Here is an 18,224-nt window from a genome sequence, read left to right as displayed (position 1 = left end):
ATTCCGCACGTGTGTGGGTGATCGATGAGACGGACATGAGAGAACCCTCATCCGGCCGTGGAGCGGGCGGTCTGCCACTCGTCGTAGAGGCGCGGCAGGGCCTGGACCATGAAGTCGAAGAAGTCGCGGGTCTCGTCGACCCGGTCGGCGGCGACGCCGGTGACGGCGCCGTCCGCCAGTGCCTTGTCGAGCACGCCGACCATCGCCGCATAGCCCTCGAGCTCCATCGTCACCGGGCCCAGCCACAGGTCGCTGCCCAAGGAGAACCGGTCGACTCGCTCGCCGGGCTCACGACGTCGGTGGATGAGCCGGATCCTGGCCAGGAAGTTGACCGCCCCGCTGATCGCGGCAGGGCTCACCTTGAGGCTGGTGGACAGATCGCGCGCGGTCAGGTCGTCGCTGTCGGCACACAGGAGCGCAGCGAACACCCGGGAGGGCATCCTCGGGAAGCCCATGCCGGTCAGCATGGCGGCAAGGTCCTCCACGAAGCGGGCCTTGGTCTCCTGGCTCATGGGGGCAGCATAGTCGAAGTTTCACAGATTTTGGAGAGTTCACGAATCTGTGAATTCGGAGTAGCGTCGGGAGCATGGGCAACGTCATCGACATCGCCGGCCTCGTGAAGAAGTTCGGCCACACCACGGCCCTCGACGGACTCGACCTGCAGGTGGCGGTCGGCGAGGTGCACGGCTTCCTCGGACCCAACGGGGCGGGCAAGTCGACCACGATCCGGGTGCTGCTCGGTCTGCTGCGCGCGGATGCCGGCTCGGTCTCGCTGCTGGGCGGAGACCCGTGGGGCCAGGCCGCCGAGCTCCACCGACGGCTGGCCTACGTCCCGGGCGACGTGAACCTCTGGCCGAACCTGACCGGTGGCGAGGTGATCGACCTGCTGGGCAGGCTGCGCGGGGGGCTCGACGAGAAGCGTCGCGCCGACCTCCTCGAGCGCTTCGAGCTCGACCCGACGAAGAAGGGGCGCACCTACTCCAAGGGCAACCGGCAGAAGGTCGCCCTGGTCGCAGCCCTGGCCTCCGACGTCGAGCTGCTCATGCTCGACGAGCCGACCTCCGGCCTGGACCCGATCATGGAGTCGGGCTTCCAGGCCTGCATCGACGAGTTCCGCGAGGAGGGCCGCAGTGTCCTGCTGTCGAGCCACATCCTCGCCGAGGTGGAGCGACTGTGCGACCGAGTCAGCATCATCCGCTCCGGGAGGGTGGTCGAGTCCGGGACGCTGGCCGACCTCAGGCACCTGACCCGGACGGCGGTCTCGGCCCAGCTCGCTGCCGAGCCCAAGGGGTTGGACCGACTCGACGGCATCCACGCACTGGTCGTGGAGGGCACCAGGGTCGAGTTCGAGGTCGACTCCGAGCGGCTCGGCGAGGCCCTGGCCAGGCTCGGCCAGTTCGGCATCCTCACCCTCACCAGCCAGCCACCCACCCTGGAGGAGCTGTTCCTGCGCCACTACGGCGACGAGGTCGACGTCTCGGAGGAGCCGGCGGAGGCAGACCAGTGAGAGCGGTCACCGGAGCAGCCGTCCTGGTGCGCACGTTCCTGGCCCGCGACCTGCTGACGATCGCCTGCTGGACCGCCGGGGTCACGCTGCTCTACTGGTCCCAGGCGATCAGCGTCGACGGGCTCTACTCCTCCCAGGCGGAGTTCGACAGGGCGGCGGCCAGCATGGAGCAGAACGCGGCCTTCGTGGCGATGGCCGGCCCGGCGCGGGCCCTGAACACCACCGGGGGCCAGGTCGCGTGGCAGGCGACCGCGTTCGGCGCGGTGCTCGTCGGACTGATGAGCATGTTCCTGGTCGGCCGCCACACCCGGGTCGAGGAGGAGACCGGGCGCGACGAGCTCGTTCGCTCCGCAGCGATCGGCCGCCACGCGCCGATGACCGCAGCGTTGGCCGTGACCCTGCTGGCCAACGCCGTCGTCGGTCTCGTCACCTCGGCCTCCCTGCTGGGCTACGGACTCCCGGCGGCCGGTTCGTGGGCCATCGGCGTCGGTCTGTTCCTGGTCGGTGCCTGCTTCACCGGAGTGGCACTGGTCGCCGCGCAGCTCACGCAGGGGGCCCGTGCGATGTACGGCATCGTCGGCGCCGTCCTCGGTGCGGCCTACGCGCTGCGTGCGATCGGTGACGTCGCCGGGAACGGGCTCTCGTGGCTCTCGCCGATCGGGTGGTACCAAGCCATGCGGCCCTACGCCGACGAACGCTGGTGGCCGGCGTCGGTGCTGCTGGTGGCGGCCGCAGTGACCGTCGGGGCGGCGTACGCCGTCTTCGGGCGCCGTGACGTGGGTTCCGGCGTGTGGGCCTCTCGACCGGGTCCGGCCCGGGCGTCGGGCGGCTTGGCCGGGTGGGGGGTCCCCGGCGCGCTCGGCCTGGCCTGGCGCCTCCACCGGGGCAGCCTCATCGGGTGGACCGTCGGGCTGTTCCTCGGAGGCCTCGGCTACGGCACCATCGGTGACGACATCGGCGACCTGATCGGTGACTCGGAGGCGACGCGTGAGGTGCTGGCCGCCGGCGCCGCCGACCTGGTCGACGGCTTCTACGGTGCGGCGGGGCTGATGCTGGCACTGATCGCGGGTGGGTACGCCGTCTCCGCGGCACTGCGGGCCCGGGGTGAGGAGGACGCCGGCCGGATCGAGGCGCTGCTGTCCACGGGGCTCTCGCGCACCGGTTGGATCCTGGCCCACATCCTCGTCACCGTGGCCGGCTCCGTGGTGGTCGTGATCGCGTCCGGGGCCGGGCTGGGCGCCGGCTATGGCCTCGTCACCGGGAAGTGGGACCAGTTCGCCCGGCTGGCGGTGGCACCGGCCTCCGCGGGTGCCGGGGTGCTCGTCCTGATCGGGTTGGGCGTCGTGCTGGTCGGCCTGGTGCCGCGCTGGGCGGGCCTGGCCTGGTTGGCGCTCGGCTTCTGCGCCGTGGTGATGATGTTCGGACAGCTGCTGGAGTTCCCCGACTGGCTGGTCGACCTGTCTCCCTTCTCCCACCTGGCCCTGGTTCCCGCCCAGCCCTTCGAGGCCGGTTCCTACGCCGGCGTCCTCGCGGTGGGGGCGCTCCTGCTGCTGGTCGGGGTGCTCGGGCTGCGCCGTCGCGACCTGCGCTGATCACGCGCGCCTCACTGAACTGCCCGTGGGTCGGGCCGGTGAGCCGGGCCGCCCGTGGGCCGTGGGCCGCCTCCCCACTAGCCTGAGCCCCATGACGACTCTGGGTGACGTGGTCAATCTCCTGCACGACTGGTATCCGCCGCACACGGCCGACGGCTGGGACGCCGTCGGACTCGTCCACGGGGATCCGACGGCGACCGTGAAGAAGGTGATGTTCGCGGTCGACCCCACCGAGGAGGTGGCCAAGGAGGCCGTCGCGTGGGGCGCCGACCTGCTCGTCTGCCACCACCCGTTGTTCCTCAAGCCGGTGCACGGCTTCCCGGCGACCACGGCCAAGGGCCGCACGCTGGCCACCCTGGTCAAGGGTGACTGTGCGCTGCTGACTGCGCACACCAACGCCGACCAGGCCGCGTCCGGGGTCTCCGAGGCCCTCGCGACCGTGCTCGGTCTGCAGGACCTCACCCCGATCCTGGCCGCGCCCGCGGAGCCGCTCGACAAGATCGTGGTCTTCGCTCCGGCCGACGGGGCGGCGCCGGTCCGGGCCGCGATGTCCGATGCCGGCGCGGGCGCCATCGGCAACTACGACCACTGCAACTTCACCACCACCGGCCAGGGTCGGTTCCGCCCGTTGGAGGGCGCCGAGCCCACCATCGGCACGATCGGTGACGTGACGATCGTCGACGAGCACCGCATCGAGGCCGTGCTGCCCCGCCACCGGCGCACGGCGGTGGTCGAGGCGATGTTGGCCAACCACCCCTACGAGACGCCCGCCTACGACGTGTTCGAGCTCGCCGACCCGGGCCACTCCGCCACCGGCACCGGTCGCATCGGCACCATCGACGAGACCACGCTGCGCGACTTCGCCCAAGTCGTCTCCGAGGCCCTGCCCGAGACCGAGCAGGGGGTGCGCGTGGGCGGTGACCCCGACCGCGTCGTACGCCGGGTCGCAGTCTGCGGGGGAGCCGGTGACTTCCTGCTCGACCGGATGGCGGGCGCCGACGTCGACGTCTACCTGACCAGCGACCTGCGCCACCACCCGGCCGCCGAGTTCCTCGAGAAGGACGGTCCGGCACTGATCGACGTCGCCCACTGGGCTGCGGAGTCGACGTGGCTTCCGGTGGTCCAGTCGCGACTGGCCGAGGCGTTGGGGGATACGGTGGACTCCCGTGTGAGCGAGATTCGCACGGATCCCTGGACCTTCCGCATCTGACCCAAACGCCGCCCACACCTGATCCACCTGCGATCCGCATTCGAGGAGCCCACGCTGAAAGCCGATCCGTCCGCCCAACTGCAGCTGCTCGACGTCGCCGAGCTCGACTCACGGGTCGCCCAGCTGCGCCACCAGCTGTCCTCGTTGCCGGAGATCCGTGAGATCGCTGCGATCGAGTCGACGCAGCGTGCCCTCAACGACCGGGTGCGCGACGCCCGGATCCTGGTCGACGACCTGACCCGTGAGCAGAAGAAGGCCGATCGCGACGTGGAGCAGGTCAGGACCCGTCGCGAGCGAGACCGTGGCCGGATCGAGCAGGGGCTGATCTCCAACCCCAAGGACCTGCAGCGGATGAACCACGAGCTGGAGTCGCTCGACCGACGCATCACCGACCTCGAGGACGCCGAGCTCGAAGTGATGGAGAAGCTCGAGGAGGCCCAGGCCGAGCTGGTCCGCTCCGAGGCCGAGGAGGCCGGTGTCGTGGAGAAGCTGGCCGCGCTGGCCGCGACGCGTGACGAGAAGGCGGGCGAGACGGGGGTCGCGTTGAAGGCGGCGATCGCCGCGCGTGAGGCCGCCGTCGTCGGGCTGCCCGAGGACCTGCTCGGTCTCTATGAACGCATCCGTGAGAAGCAGGGTGTCGGCGCCGCAGCGCTCCGCGCTCGTCAGTGCGGTGGTTGCAACATGCGTCTCAACGCTGCCGACCTCGGCGTGATCGCCAAGGCGCCGGTCGACGACGTGGTGCGCTGTGAGGAGTGCTCGCGGATCCTGGTCCGCACCAGCGAGTCCGGCCTGTGACCCAGCCGCCCGGCGCCCCGGAGTCGGGCCGTGCCGAGCCCACGGGAACGCAAGAGCCCGACTCGGTCATCGAGGAGGTCGAGGACCCGACACGGTCACCGGGGTCGACCCGGACCTCCGGTCAGCCAACAGCCCACGGTGAGTCGTCCGCAGGCACGAGCGCGACCACTGCCGATGCCGGACACCGCGGCTGGTCGGGCCCGGGCGGCCCACCCACCACGGTGATCCTGGTCCGTCACGGGGTCACGCCCCACACCAAGCACAAGCGCTTCTCCGGCGGACTGGCCAGCTCCAACCCCGGGCTGAGTGATGAGGGCCGCGAGCAGGTCAGCGCCGCCGCAGCCTGGCTGAAGCCGATCGCCGCCGACATCGACGCAGTGATCGCCTCACCCGTCCGCCGCACCCTCGAGTCCGCGGAGATCATCGCCGCCGAGCTGGGTCACGAGATCGAGGTCGAGCCCGGGTTCGCCGAGATGGAGTTCGGCACCTGGGACGGCCTGACCTTCAGCGAGGTCGCCGAGAAGTACCAGGACGACCTCGACGCCTGGTTGGGCTCGCTCGACGTGGCTGCAGGCGGTGGCGAGTCGTTCCGCGAGGTCCAGGTGCGCGTGCTGGCCGGCCTGGACCGGCTGCTGGACTCTCACGCCGGTCAGACCGTGGTGGTGGTCAGCCACGTCACCCCGATCAAGACGCTGGTCTCGCACGTGGTCGGTGCGCCGCTCGAAGCGGTCTACCGGATGGAGCTGACCCCCGCGTCGGTCACCGTGCTGTCGTTCTTCGCAGGCGGCCCCGCCGGTGATGAGCCGATGGGCTCGATGCGCCTCTACAACGCCCGCCCGGGGGCTGACGTCCTCCCACCCTCGCGGTCCTGACTGCCTGTTGCGGGCGTGGTCGGTGTCTGCTGACTGCCAGCTCCGACCGTGCATCGGGTGCCATCCCCGTCCGGCCGACCCCGTCCGGCCAACCCTCTCCGGCCAACCTCGCCCGGCAACCCCGCCCGGCTAACCCTCTCCGGCCGACCTTCTCCGGCCGACCGCTCGGCAGTCTGCTCAGAGCTCGTCGACGACCACGTCGAGCTGGACGCCCTTGGCCGTCTGCGCCGACTCCTCGACCTTCCAGCCGAGCTCGCGCAGGAGGTCGGCGAACTGCGCCGGGGTCCGCGGGTTCGCGCCGTTCTCGAGCACCTCGCGGACGATGCGGCCCTTGGTGGCCTTGTTGAAGTGACTGACCACCTTGCGGGTGCCGTTGTGCTCGTGCAGCACCCGCACCGTGGCGACGCGCGGGGCCAGGTCGCGCGCAGGGCGCCAGAACGCGGCGTACATGCCGGAGCGCAGGTCGACCAGCAGCCCGGAGCCGAGCGCCTCGAGGGCGGCGGTCTCGAGGTGCTCGCGCCAGAACCCGGCAACGGACCCGATCCGGGGCAGCACGGCGTCGCCGGAGAGCCGGTAGGCCGGGATCCGGTCCCCGGGGCCGACCAGGCCGAACAGCGACGACATGATGCCGACCCGTGAGGTGGCGCGGCGCTTGGCGGCCGCGGAGAGCGAGGCGAAGTCGAGGGCGTCGTAGAGGACACCGGTGTAGATGCGATCGGCGCGCGCCGTGGCCGCCGTCATGAGGCCGGCGTTCTGGGCGACCAGGTCGAGCTGGGTGCTGCCGAGGCCGAGCGTCGCAGCCGCACGCTCGACGATCATCGCGTCCTGGACCGGGGTGGTGGGGTCCTGGTCGCCGTGGCACAGCTCGACCAGGGCGCCGAGCATGAGCGCGCGGGCCGGGGACAGGCCGGGGGAGGAGAGACGACCGAGGTCCAGGGGGTTGCCGCGTCTCGGCGCGGCCTTGCCCTCACTGGGCGGGAGCAGGATCAACACGTGGACAGGGTAGGGACTGGTGGCGGTTTCCGCCGAACCCAGGGTCGCCGCGCGCCCGGCGACGCTCGACACGGTTAGGGTGGCGACATGCCGAGCAGAGTTGTCAGGGTCCGGTCCGATGAGGGCGTCGCTGCGGAGAGCCTGCGCACGGGGATCGCCAAGATCCAGCAGGAGCTGAACGTGACGGCGGACTTCCCGCCGGAGGTCGAGGAGGCGGCCGCCGCGGCCGCGGCCAACCCCCGGCTCCCCGAGCTGGATCGCACCGACATCCCCTTCGTGACGATCGACCCCGAGTCTGCGATGGACCTTGACCAGGCGCTCCACATCGAGCGCAACGGTGACGGCTACCGGGTCTTCTACGCGATCGCCGACCTCGCCGCCTTCATCACTCCCGGCGACCCGATCGACATCGAGGCCAACCGCCGCGGCGAGACGCTCTACGGTGCGGACTCCAAGATTCCGCTGCACCCCAAGGCGATCTCCGAGGACGCCGGTTCCTTGCTGCCCGACCAGGTGCGTCCGTCGCTGCTGTGGACCATCGAGGTCGACCGGACCGGGGAGGGGACCGAGGTCGACGTGAAGCGTGCGCTGGTCAAGTCGCGCGCCAAGCTCAACTACGCCGATGTCCAGGAGTCGATCGACAACGGCAGTGCCGACGAGGTCTTCACCCTGCTGCGGGAGGTGGGCGAGCTGCGGATGGAGCGCGAGGCCGCGCGTGGCGGTGTCTCGCTGCCGCTGCCCGAGCAGGAGATCGACATCAAGGGGGAGACCTGGCACCTCGCGTTCCGGGCCCAGCACCCGGTGGAGCAGTGGAACGCCCAGATCTCCCTGCTCACCGGCATGGCTGCCGCCTCCTTGATGGTCTACGCCCGCGTCGGGCTGCTGCGCACCCTGCCGCCGGCCGACCCGCGTGCCGTCAAGCGCCTGCACCGCACTGCCAAGGCGCTGGGCATCGAGTGGCCGGCCGAGCAGGACTACCCCCAGTTCATCCGCTCTCTCGACCCGACCCGGCCCAACCACGCCGCCATGGTGGTGGCGTGCACGTCGCTGCTGCGCGGCAGCGGCTACGTCGGGTTCAACGGCGAGCTTCCCGAGCAGCCGATGCACTCCGCGATCGCAGCCGAGTACGCCCACGTCACGGCGCCGCTGCGTCGCCTGGTCGACCGCTACGCCGGCGAGATCTGTGTCGCGTTGTGCGCCGACGAGGAGGTCCCGGACTGGGTGATCGCCAAGCTCACGGACGTGCCCGAGACGATGCGCGACACCGGCCGCCGGGCCAACCAGTACGAGAACGCCGTGCTCAACCTCGTCGAGGCCGCCGTGCTCCAGCCGCGGGTGGGAGAAGACTTCGAAGCGGTCGTGGTGGACATCGACGACAAGGACGACCACAAGGGCGACATCACCGTCCAGGACCCAGCGATCGAGTCGAGCGTCACCTCGACGTCCGGCCCGTTGCCGCTGGGTGAGCAGGTCACCGTCACGCTGGAGTCCGTGGACCTGGACACCCGCGCGATCCGGTTCACCGCCACCTGACGAACAGAGGATTCCCGACGGCGTACGTCGGTCGACGACACGCGGTCCGCGCGCCGAGAATCCCACGGTTCGTGGGGCGGACGGGCTGGCTCATAGGCCGGATTCTGTTCGCCGGGGTTCCTTGCGTTGCCCCGGTTGGCGACCATCCATCTAGGGTTGCCGTTGCCGACAACCTCGAGCGATCCACCCGCACACTCGGGCGAGCAGCCCTCGGACATGTGCGCACCGCTCCTCCGAAGAGGCACGGCTTCTTGATCTTGCTCCAGGTGGGGTTTACCTAGCCGCGCCGGTCACCCGGCACGCTGGTGGTCTCTTACACCACCGTTTCACCCTTACCTCCTCCGCCCGAGTGAACGGGTGGGGGAGGCGGTCTGTTTTCTGTGGCACTGTCCCGCGGGTCACCCCGGGTGGCTGTTGGCCACCACCTTGCTCTTCGGAGCCCGGACCTTCCTCGGCCGCCTCCGTGTGGAGACGAACGCGGTCGCCCGGCCAGCCCGTCCGCAGGCCCAGCGTAGTGGAATGTCCTGCCGATGGGAGATGTTGGGTTGGATGACGACCACGGATGAAGGAGGCAGTGCGATGAACGACCAGGAGATCCCGGTCCCGCCGATCGTCTTCCCGGGGCAGGTCGACCACCCCTCCGGTGCCTACCGACGGGCCTGGGAGCTGCTCGAGCAGCGCGCACCCAAGGAGGCGCTGGAGATCCTGGAACCGGCCGTCGAGGCCGAGCCGGAGGCCAACTCGCTGTTGTCGCTGCGTGCCTGGGCCTACTTCATGCGGGTGCAGCTGCAGAAGGCCGAGGCCGACCTGCGCCTGCTGGTCGAGCGCGACCCCTCCGACGTCTGGGCCCGCCACACCCTCGGACGGACGCTCGAACGCCAGTCTCGCACGGCAGACGCGTTGCCACACCTGAAGCTGGCTGCCGCGATGAGTGGCGACCCCGAGCACGAGGTCGCCGTGCTCCGCGTCGAACGACAGCTCGCCGAGGCCGGCGTGACGTCGTACGACGACCTGACCTGAGCGGACGGTCAGCACGCCACAGAGCGAGTCGGGGCCGCACGAGTCGGGGCCGCACGAGTCGGGGCAGCACGCACCAGACGACGCACGGTCGAGCCGGTCGGGCGTCCGGGGTTCAGGCTTCCCGCGCTCAGGGCAGGGTCAGCACCTCGGCGCCGTCCTCGGTGACCAGCAGGGTGTGCTCGAACTGGGCGCTGCGGCGGCGGTCCTTGGTCACCACGGTCCAGTCGTCCTCCCACATGTCCCACTCGTGGGTGCCGAGGTTGAGCATCGGCTCGATCGTGAACGTCATGCCGACCCGGATCTCGTCGTCGTAGCTCGGGTCGTCGTAGTGGGGCACCACCAGCCCACTGTGGAAGTGGGTGCCGATGCCGTGGCCGGTGAACTCGCGCACGACGCCGTAGCCGAAGCGGGCGGCGTAGGCCTCGATGACCCGGCCGATGATGTTGATCCGGCGACCGGGCTTGACGGCCTTGATGCCGCGCTCGAGGGCGGTCCTCGTGCGCTCGACCAGCAGCCGCGTCTCCTCGTCGGGCTCGCCGGCGAAGAAGGTGGCGTTGGTGTCGCCGTGCACGCCGTCGAGGTACGCGGTGATGTCGATGTTCACGATGTCGCCGTCCTGGACGACCGTGCTGTCGGGGATGCCGTGGCAGACCACCTCGTTGACGCTCGAGCACAACGACTTCGGGAAGCCGCGGTAGCCGAGCGTGGAGGGGTAGGCGCCGTGGTCGCAGAGGAACTCGTGTCCGATCCGGTCGAGCTCGTCGGTGGTCACACCCGGGACCACGTGCTCACCGACCAGCTCCCGGGCCTGCGCGGCCAGCTTTCCCGCGGCACGCATCCGCTCGATGGTGTCGGCGTCCTTGACCTCGCTGCCGGTGAACGGGCTCGGCGCCGGCTGGCCGACGTACTCCGGGCGGGTGATCGAGGCGGGCACGGGACGTCGGGGCGAAATGGTTCCAGGGGTTACAGCGGGCATGGCTGTGAGTGTAGTTTCGGCGTCATGAGCGACGAGTACTGGTTCTGCCTGAAGCACCACGCCGTCGAGGGCGAGGACGGTTGCCGCGCTGCGGACCGCCTCGGCCCCTACGCCTCCGCGGCCGAGGCCTCACGCGCCTTGGAGAAGGTCGAGGAGCGCAACGAGTCGTGGGACAACGACCCGAAGTGGAACGACGACGCGCTGGAGGACTGAGACCCCTCAGCTCGGTGGGGGAGCTCCGGCGCGGCCGCCGGGACTCCCACACACATCGCTTCGCAACAGGTAGGTTCTTCGCCGTGTCCCGCAACGTTCCTGCCTCGCCGTGGCCCTTCGTGGGGATGGGCGGCCTGGCCTGCGCCTTCTTCCTCTACGGCGCCAGCGCGTTGGTGGCTCCCTGGTGGGCGGTGGCACTGCTGATGCTGGTCTGGGTGGGCTTCCTGGTCACCGCGTGCCGGTGGTGGACGCCGTACCCGAAGCGGCTTCCGTGGCTGGCAGCCGGCGCCGTCGTTCTCTGGTTCGTCGCCCTGCTGGGCGGCAGCATCCTCTTCGACTGGTCCTGATCGCGCACGGGCGGGCCCGACGCTCCGGGCGGTGCGCCGTCGCGGTCCGGCGGTGCGCCGTCGCGGTCCGGCGGTGCGCCGTCGCGGTCCGGCGGTGCGGTCCGGCGATGCGTCAGTGGCGGAAGTCGATGACGAGTCGCTGGGGGCTGTGCAGGACGAAGATGCGGTACGCCGCTCGGTGCCGCAGTGCGAACGCGAAGTTGACCTGGCCCTCGAAGTCACCGGTCATCGCGAGAGCCTTGAGGGTGTCGAACCTCGGACGCGCAATGCGTGGGCCGGTGTAGACGTTCCGCCCCGCGCTGTCGTGCGCCGCTCCGCTCAGGGTGAGGGAGAGCCCGGACCGGGCGCGGATCGGCACCCGTGCACCGCTGCCCTCGTAGTGGAAGATGCGCTGGTAGCGGGTGCTCCAGTCAGGGATCACCCCGCGGACGTCGATCACCACACGGTCGAAGCTGGGGTGGGTGGCGTAGCGCAGGCCGACGACCCGCGTGGTGCCGTCGACCGGGTTCTGCCACGACGCACCCGAGTCGCGCCAAGCAGGAAGAGCGTGTGCAGTGGGTGTGCCGAGACCGGTGAGGACGAGGGCGAACATCGTGGCGAGCAGGGCTGACAAGCGAGCGGTCCGGCGTGCTGCGGACCGGTGGTGCGGGCGGGTGGGCGACATGGCGATCTCCAGAGTGGGTGGTGCTCATGGGACGCCCGAGCGGCTTGCCCGGTTGTCCCCTCCGCACACAGGAGTCCCTACGGCCCCGCCACGTACCGGTTCCAGCCCGGCAGTCGACGGGGCCGCCTCTCGGCAGGGTCGCGGCAGGGTCGCGGCAGCGTCGCGAACTGAATCGCGAACAGCGTCGCGGCGGCGCCCGCTGGAGGTCGCGTCAGAAGGTGTGGTCGGGACCCGGGAAGGTCGTGGCACGTACGTCGGCGACGTACTCCTGCGCCGCGGAGAGCAGGACGCCGTGGAGGTCGGCGTACTGCTTGACGAACTTGGCCATCCGGCCGGTGCGCAGGCCGAAGGCGTCCTGCCAGACCAGCACCTGGCCGTCACACTGGTTGCCGGCACCGATGCCGATCGTGGGGATGACCAGCTCCTTGCTGATCTGCCCGGCCACGTCGCCGGGCACCATCTCCATGACCACCGCGAACGCGCCCGCCTCCTGCACGGCGTGGGCGTCGGCGATCACCCGGTCGGAGCTCTCGCCGCGGCCCTGCACGCGGTAGCCGCCCAGTGTGTGCTCGCTCTGCGGGGTGAAGCCGATGTGTGCCATCACCGGGATGCCGCCCTGGGTGAGCTTCTCGATCACCGGCACCATCTCGGCGCCGCCCTCGAGCTTCACGGCGTGCGCGCCGGCCTCCTTCATGAAGCGGACGGCGGTGAGGTAGCCCTGCTCGGGGGAGGCCTGGTAGGACCCGAACGGCAGGTCACCGACCACCAGCGCACGCTTGACCGAGCGGCTGACCGCGCGGGTCAGGGGGAGCAGCTCGTCGACCGTGATCGGCAGCGAGGTCTCGTTGCCCAGCACGTTGTTGGAGGCCGAGTCGCCGACCAGCAGCAGCTCACAACCGGCCTCGTCGAAGGTCTGCGCGGTGTACATGTCGTAGGCGGTGAGCATCGAGATCTTCTCGCCGCGCTCCTTCATCTCCCGCAGGTGGTGGGTGCGGACCCGCTTGGCCGGCGCGCCCTGGCCGGCTGCCGGCTTGGCCTCCGTGGCCCCGCCGCCGTACGGCGCGGCGACTTCCTGGCCCTGCTCGGTCGCGTTCTGCTCGCTCATGGTGCAGCTCCTGTGTGCTCTCGAGGCTCCCTGGTGAAGTCCCCGGACCAGGACCAAGGCTAGTCCCGCACAGCAGTTCTGCACTGTGGTGCCAGTCACCCTCGATCCCACCCGGCTCCGAACCGGATGGCCGCGTCGCACCACGTGGCGGGAGACTCGGCACATGACACCTGTGCATGCCCTGGCCACGGCCTCCTACGCGGCGATCGGGGCGGTGGCGTTCGCCCGCCCGTCGATGGTTCCTGAGATCTTCGGCGGTTCGGCGCCGACCGCGGACTCGCGCAACGAGATCCGAGCGGTGTACGGCGGACTCACGTTCGCCATCGCCGCGGTCGGGCTGGCGTCGCCCGCCGCGGTCGGCGTACTCAGCGCAGGCATGGCCTCCGGCCGGGCGGCCTCCGCGCTGGTGGAGCCGGGGAGCGGTCCCGTGACCAAGGTGTTCGTCGGGGTGGAGCTGGCGCTGGCGGGCGCCTACTTCCTGGCTGCCCGGTCCCGGAGCCGCCGGGTCGGCTGAGCCCACCGGAGACCGCAGGAACACGCGGTTCGAAGCCCAAGAATCCACCGTTCGCGCATCAAGAATCCACCGTTCGCGGCGCAGGCCCGCCCCGCGCTTGGTCGCGGGACGGGCCTGGGTCGGTGGATCGGTCAGCTACTGGCAGCCGGCCTCCTTCAGGTCGAAGTCGCCGTTGGAGGTCTTGCCGTTGCGCAGCTTCACCCGCTTCGTGGCCGGGACGAAGCCGTCCTTGGCCGCGATCAGCTGCAGCGGGCTGTAGTAGGTGTCGAACCACCGTGCGTAGGTGCCGTCCGCGTCGGTCTCGAAGGTCCAGGCGAGACCGTCGGAGTTCGCCTGCACGGTGGCACCGGGAATCGCCGCGTCCTCGTCCTGGCACGACGTGCCCGTGACGGTGCCGGCCAGCTTGCCCCAGCGCCTCGGCGGGTCGACCACCATGGTCACCGCGACGGGCTCGACGGAGAACGGGGTGTCCTCCTTGATCCCGACGGATGCGGTGTACGTGCCCGGCTGGGCGACGTTCGGGTCCAGGGTGACCTTCAGGGTGACCGTCTGGCCGGGGGCCAGGGTGGCCGTGGCCGGCGAGATCGACAACCACTCGACGTCCGCGGCAGCAGCGCCACAGTCCTCCAGGCCGGGCAGCATCTCGCTGTCGGGCGCGGCGTTGAAGCTGCCGGAGGATCCACCCACCTTGTAGACGCCGCACGAGGCGGAGCCCCGGTAGCGCGGCGTGTTCGAGTTCGGCAGGTCGATCCAGGCTCCCTCGGCCGCGTCGAAGGCGAAGGTGCGGTTGCTGATCGCACCTGCCTGGACGCCACCGTTGACGACCAGGGTGCCGTTGGCCACGGCGTACTGGCTGGCCCAGGTGTCGATCGGAGCGTCACCGATCGCCGTCCAGGAGTCGGCCGCCGGGTCGTAGACGTAGCTGGCGGCCGTGCCGCCACCACCGTCGTTGCCACCCGTGCAGTAGACCTTGCCGTCGATCCCACCGCACGACGCGAACGCCACCGCGCTGGGGTAGCTGGCCAGGGTCTCCCAGCTGTCGCTGGCCGGGTCGTACGCCGCCACCGCGTCGGACATCGGCGTGCAGGCCGCGGTCGTGCAGCCACCGACGACGTAGAGCTTGCCGTCGACGACGGCCTGGCCGGACGCCGCCAGCTCGACCGGTGCGTCGGCCACCGCCGTCCACGCGTCAGCGCTCGGGTCGTAGGCCCAGGTCGACGGCGAGGGTCCCGCCGCAGCCCAACCACCGGTGACGATGACCTGTCCGCCCACCGCACCGGCTGCGACCGCGTTGCGGGCATCCGGCAGCGGGGCCTTCGAGGTCCAGGCCAGGGTGGCCGGGTCGTAGGCGTTGACCTCCGACGTCGACGCCGATCCGTCGCCACCGGCGATGGAGTAGGCGATCCCGTCGACGCGGACGGCGCGGTTGTCCATGATGTTGGACGGGTAGTCCGCGATGTCGGTCCACGGGTCGTCGTGCGGGCCGTTGACGGCGGGCGCCCGGTTGGTGCCCATCCGGGACTTCGGGGCCTGCTTGCCGAACGACGTGTCGACGGCGAGTCGGCGCAGCGGTGCTCCCTCGGCCGCCATCAGCTGCTTCTTCGTGGTGCGGGAGCCGTCGGCGGAGAGGATCTCGAAGCCACCCTTGCGCTCGAAGAACTCGAGCTGCACCGCACCGTCGCCGTCGTTGGTCACCTCGACGTTGCGCGTCACCGGGCTCTTGCCCAGCTGCCGGGTCGCCGACACCTCGCCGGGCGTCACGACCAGGTGGCCGGACCCGAGTGCGAAGTCCTGGCGGACCGTCCCGTTCGCCGCCACGGCCACGGTCGCGGTGCCGGTCTCGAAGCCGCTCGAGGCGGCTTGGAGCTCGACGTCGCCGACCTGAGGCGAGAACAGCGAGTAGAAGCCGTCGGCGAGGTTCTCGTCGTCGGGCGTCGGCCTCGTGGTCGTCTTGACCTCCGGGTCCTCCGTGCTGGAGATGGCGGCTCCGTTGATGCCCTCGCCGGTGTTCGTGGCGGTGACGTTGCCGACCACGAGCCCACCCTCGACGGGGTCGCAGGTGCGGCTGCCGAGGAACACGTCGTCGACCTGCCACCACCAGTCGTAGTCGGCCTCGTAGTAGTGGAACCGGACCTGCACCGCCGCCTGGCCGGCGGCCGTCGGCAGCTCGAGGATGTCCTCGCGCGGGCCGCGGACGTCGGTGGTCTGGCTGAGCACCGTCTCCCAGGTGGCGCCGCCGTCGATGCTGACGTCGACGTCGGCGACGTCGCCGAGGTTGTTGTAGTCCTGCTTGAAGCCGACCACGGGGCTGTCGACCGACGACATGTCGACCACGGGGCTCACCAGCGAGGTGTCCTGCGTGCCGCCGCTGCCGAAGTAGTCGCTGTCGGCGATGGCGAAGCCGTCGGTGCCGCCGGTCAGGTTGTCCCGACCGTCGGGGTTGTCGAAGAGCCAGGTCTGCTCGGTGCCGGCCTCGTCGGTGACCGTCCATCCGTCGGGAAGGCTGCCCGAGTCGAAGTCCTCGGTCGTCCCCTCGACGTTGAACGCATAGCCGCGCGCCTCGCAGGTGGAGGAGTTGACCTCCACCGCGAAGTCGGCGGTGGTGTCACTGCCGCCGACCTCGACGGCCCGGGTGGCACCCAGGTAGCCGGGGTACTGCGCCTCGACCGAGACGTCGTACGTCGCGTTGCCGGGCACGCTGATCTCGTAGGAGCCGGTCTCCGGGTCCGTGAAGACGGGCTCGGCACCGGGGACGGTGACCTTGGCGTGGAGCGGCCAGTCGTGACCGCTCCCGTCGGTGACCGTCCCGCTGAGGTTCACCGACGCGGCCGGGGTCAGCGCGAAGTCCTGCGTGGTGGTGGTCTCGGCGGTGATGGTGACGTCGGCGGTGGCGGTCTCGAAGCCGAACTTCGAGACCGTTGCGGTGTAGTCACCGGCCGTGAGTCGGGCGTTGTAGGTGCCGTCCGCGCCGGTGGTGATGGTGCGGCCGGTCTCACCGACCAGCTCGACGGTGGCGCCGTTGATGACGTCGCCGCTCGCGGAGTCGGTGACGGTGCCGGTCACGGTGCCGGTCTCGCCGACGGGTGCCGCCGCGATCAGGGCCAGGGCGTCCAGACGGCCCTCGCCGTAGACGTTGTTGTCGGCTTCGGTGCCACCGCACTGGGCATCGGCCCGGTCGGTGGCGGAGTCGTCGAGCAGGGCACGGGTGGCGTCGATGTCACCGACGAGCGACGGTGCCGCCGACCACAGCAACGCGATGGAGCCCGCGAGGTGCGGTGCGGCCATCGACGTGCCGTTGTAGGAGGCGTAGCCACCACCGGGCACGCTGGAGCGCACGTTCACGCCGGGTGCGGAGATGTTCGGCTTGATCTCGCCGTCCTGTCCGGCACCACGGCTGGAGAAGCCGGCGATGTCGTTGTTCACGTCGTAGGCGCCGACGGAGTAGTTCAGGATGCGGCTGCCCGGTGAGCCGGACGTCTCGCAACCACTGCCGTTGTTGCCGTTGGACCAGGTGCCGAAGATGCCGGAGGCGGCCCACGCCTCCTCGACGTCCTCCATGAACGGGTCGTTGCTGGGCGACTGGGTGCCCCACGAGTTGTTGATGATGTTGGGTCGCTTGGAGACGTCCGGGTTCTCCCCGTTCAGGTCCAGGGGCGCCAGCATCCACTGGCCGGACTCGATCAGCGCGGCGTCGGAGGGGCAGCAGCCGTTGGCCGCGATCCACGTCGCGCCCGGGGCGACTCCGATCTCGTTGTCGGCCCCGTCGCTGCCGACCATGGTGCCCATGGTGTGGCTGCCGTGGGCGTCGACATCACAGGGAGCATCGCCACACGTGCCGGCCGCGTCGAACCAGTTGTAGTTGTGGTCGAAGGTGCCGTCGCCGTTGTTGCCGCGGTACTGGTTGACCAACGCCGGGTGCTCGAAGTCGACACCGGTGTCGATGTTGGCGATCACCATGCCTTCACCGCGGTCGCCGTACTGGTCCCAGACGTCGTTGGCGTTGATGTTGTCCACGCCCCACTCGATGGACTGCTTGGCGTGGATGACCTTCCCCTTGGTCGGCTTCTCGAGGCGGTACTCGAAGGTGGGGTAGAGCCCCTTGACCTCCGTCATCGCCGAGAGGTCCGTGACCAGGGCCTCGTCGCCGGCCTGGACCCGGATCGCGTTGCTGGCCCAGAACGTCCGGTAGTCCGCGCCCTCCTGCTCGAGCAGGGCCACGGCGTCCTTCTGGCTGGACTCGGCGGCCCGGGTCAACGTGTCGTAGACCTCCTGACCGCGCTTGTCCCAGTCCTTGATCTTCGACGCCGCGCTCAGGTCCGGCATGGCGAAGCGGACCCAGAAGGTGGCCTCGCCCTTGTTGTCGAGCTGCTTGGAGAGCTTCGCGTTGATCTTGTCCTTGCCCGTGGACGGATCGGCCGAGACCGGTGATCCGGTGAGGCTCAGGGTGGTGGCAACCACGGCAATGGTCGCCAGCCCGGAGGCCAGGGCGCGGATCGATCCCTTCCGCCACAAGCGCGGAGAGCGGGATCGACGTCGTGTCGATGACATGTGCTTCCTCCCGAGAAGTGAACCGGGAGCATGAGCATGACCCCGGGTGCTGGTGCGCCGACGAAGATTGGTCGGTCCAAGTGACGGTAGGGACGTGCGAGGGTGCCCACAACGCGACGACGTGGGCAGGTCATGGTCAGATCCGGGCAGGACCTGGGCAATCCGCGGGCGACGACCGGATATCGGATGACCGGCCGACCTCCTTGACTTCCAGCGGGGCTGGGGCAAGGCTGAGCCAACACACCCGGGCCGACGCGCTCGGCGTGTGTGACGAACGAAAGGCTGGAGATGCCTCTCTCTCGGGGAGAAGGGCCGATCCGGGTGGAGGGGGCAGG

Annotated in this window: 16 protein-coding genes and 1 other RNA gene; 10 read left to right on the top strand and 7 right to left on the bottom strand. The window is 70.3% G+C overall.

The window, feature by feature from the left end; all coding sequences use genetic code 11:
* Window positions 1–47: 47 nt before the first annotated feature.
* Window positions 48–512, bottom strand: a complete 465-nt coding sequence (locus tag ncot_RS12320) for a MarR family transcriptional regulator (protein WP_168617876.1) — start codon at window positions 510–512, stop codon at window positions 48–50.
* Window positions 513–586: 74 nt separating this feature from the next.
* On the opposite strand from ncot_RS12320, the gene ncot_RS12315 reads away from it, so the two are divergent.
* From ncot_RS12315 to ncot_RS12295, 5 genes are all read left to right on the top strand, one after another.
* Entirely contained in the window at window positions 587–1,507 is a 921-nt protein-coding gene (locus tag ncot_RS12315; RefSeq protein WP_168617875.1) for an ABC transporter ATP-binding protein, read from the top strand.
* Window positions 1,504–3,099, top strand: coding sequence for an ABC transporter permease (locus tag ncot_RS12310; RefSeq protein ID WP_168617874.1), 1,596 nt, complete (start codon window positions 1,504–1,506; stop codon window positions 3,097–3,099). Before ncot_RS12315 ends, ncot_RS12310 begins: the two co-directional genes overlap by 4 nt.
* A 91-nt stretch (window positions 3,100–3,190) precedes the next feature.
* Window positions 3,191–4,309, top strand: coding sequence for a Nif3-like dinuclear metal center hexameric protein (locus ncot_RS12305; RefSeq protein ID WP_168617873.1), 1,119 nt, complete (start codon window positions 3,191–3,193; stop codon window positions 4,307–4,309).
* A gap of 144 nt (window positions 4,310–4,453) precedes the next feature.
* On the top strand, window positions 4,454–5,104 hold the full coding sequence (locus tag ncot_RS12300) for a C4-type zinc ribbon domain-containing protein (RefSeq protein WP_240937888.1): 651 nt from the start codon (window positions 4,454–4,456) through the stop codon (window positions 5,102–5,104).
* Window positions 5,101–5,976, top strand: coding sequence for a histidine phosphatase family protein (locus ncot_RS12295; RefSeq protein ID WP_240937887.1), 876 nt, complete (start codon window positions 5,101–5,103; stop codon window positions 5,974–5,976). Before ncot_RS12300 ends, ncot_RS12295 begins: the two co-directional genes overlap by 4 nt.
* Window positions 5,977–6,153: 177 nt before the next feature.
* On the opposite strand, the gene yaaA is transcribed toward ncot_RS12295, so the two are convergent.
* A complete protein-coding gene (gene yaaA, locus ncot_RS12290; protein WP_168617871.1) occupies window positions 6,154–6,969 on the bottom strand; it encodes a peroxide stress protein YaaA in 816 nt (271 codons plus the stop codon).
* Between the two features lie 87 nt (window positions 6,970–7,056).
* Between yaaA and ncot_RS12285 the strand changes: the two genes are divergently transcribed.
* Window positions 7,057–8,502 (top strand): RNB domain-containing ribonuclease, encoded by a 1,446-nt coding sequence (locus tag ncot_RS12285; RefSeq protein WP_168617870.1) that lies wholly within the window; start codon window positions 7,057–7,059, stop codon window positions 8,500–8,502.
* Window positions 8,503–8,579: 77 nt separating this feature from the next.
* On the opposite strand, the gene rnpB is transcribed toward ncot_RS12285, so the two are convergent.
* Window positions 8,580–8,999, bottom strand: an RNA gene (rnpB, locus tag ncot_RS12280) — RNase P RNA component class A.
* Between the two features lie 82 nt (window positions 9,000–9,081).
* Between rnpB and ncot_RS12275 the strand changes: the two genes are divergently transcribed.
* Window positions 9,082–9,522 carry a tetratricopeptide repeat protein gene (locus ncot_RS12275; protein WP_168617869.1) on the top strand — a complete coding sequence of 147 codons (441 nt, stop codon included), beginning with the start codon at window positions 9,082–9,084 and terminating at the stop codon, window positions 9,520–9,522.
* A gap of 127 nt (window positions 9,523–9,649) precedes the next feature.
* On the opposite strand, the gene map is transcribed toward ncot_RS12275, so the two are convergent.
* Window positions 9,650–10,498: a type I methionyl aminopeptidase gene (gene map, locus ncot_RS12270; RefSeq protein ID WP_168617868.1), complete on the bottom strand. Its 849-nt coding sequence runs from the start codon at window positions 10,496–10,498 to the stop codon at window positions 9,650–9,652.
* 24 nt (window positions 10,499–10,522) lie between these two features.
* On the opposite strand from map, the gene ncot_RS12265 reads away from it, so the two are divergent.
* Both ncot_RS12265 and ncot_RS12260 read left to right on the top strand, forming a co-directional pair.
* Window positions 10,523–10,711: a hypothetical protein gene (locus tag ncot_RS12265; protein WP_168617867.1), complete on the top strand. Its 189-nt coding sequence runs from the start codon at window positions 10,523–10,525 to the stop codon at window positions 10,709–10,711.
* An 83-nt stretch (window positions 10,712–10,794) separates the two neighbouring features.
* The gene (locus ncot_RS12260) at window positions 10,795–11,058 is read left to right on the top strand and encodes a hypothetical protein (protein ID WP_168617866.1); all 264 of its coding nucleotides are present in this window, start codon (window positions 10,795–10,797) and stop codon (window positions 11,056–11,058) included.
* A gap of 112 nt (window positions 11,059–11,170) precedes the next feature.
* Here ncot_RS12260 and ncot_RS12255 read toward each other — a convergent pair whose 3' ends face one another.
* The gene (locus ncot_RS12255; RefSeq protein WP_168617865.1) at window positions 11,171–11,722 is read right to left on the bottom strand and encodes a hypothetical protein; all 552 of its coding nucleotides are present in this window, start codon (window positions 11,720–11,722) and stop codon (window positions 11,171–11,173) included.
* 211 nt (window positions 11,723–11,933) lie between these two features.
* Complete coding sequence (panB, locus tag ncot_RS12250) at window positions 11,934–12,827, bottom strand: 3-methyl-2-oxobutanoate hydroxymethyltransferase (RefSeq protein ID WP_168617864.1); 894 nt, start codon at window positions 12,825–12,827, stop codon at window positions 11,934–11,936.
* 163 nt (window positions 12,828–12,990) lie between these two features.
* Here panB and ncot_RS12245 point away from each other — a divergent pair, with 163 nt between their 5' ends.
* Window positions 12,991–13,341 carry a DUF4345 family protein gene (locus ncot_RS12245; protein ID WP_168617863.1) on the top strand — a complete coding sequence of 117 codons (351 nt, stop codon included), beginning with the start codon at window positions 12,991–12,993 and terminating at the stop codon, window positions 13,339–13,341.
* 135 nt (window positions 13,342–13,476) lie between these two features.
* On the opposite strand, the gene ncot_RS12240 is transcribed toward ncot_RS12245, so the two are convergent.
* A complete protein-coding gene (locus ncot_RS12240) occupies window positions 13,477–17,889 on the bottom strand; it encodes a S8 family serine peptidase (protein ID WP_168617862.1) in 4,413 nt (1,470 codons plus the stop codon).
* Window positions 17,890–18,224 lie beyond the last annotated feature (335 nt).

The sequence above is a fragment of the Nocardioides sp. JQ2195 genome, from assembly GCF_012272695.1.
Taxonomy (GTDB): domain Bacteria; phylum Actinomycetota; class Actinomycetes; order Propionibacteriales; family Nocardioidaceae; genus Nocardioides.
Note: the sequence above shows the minus strand (reverse complement) of the source record. Positions and strands in the feature narration are given on the sequence as shown.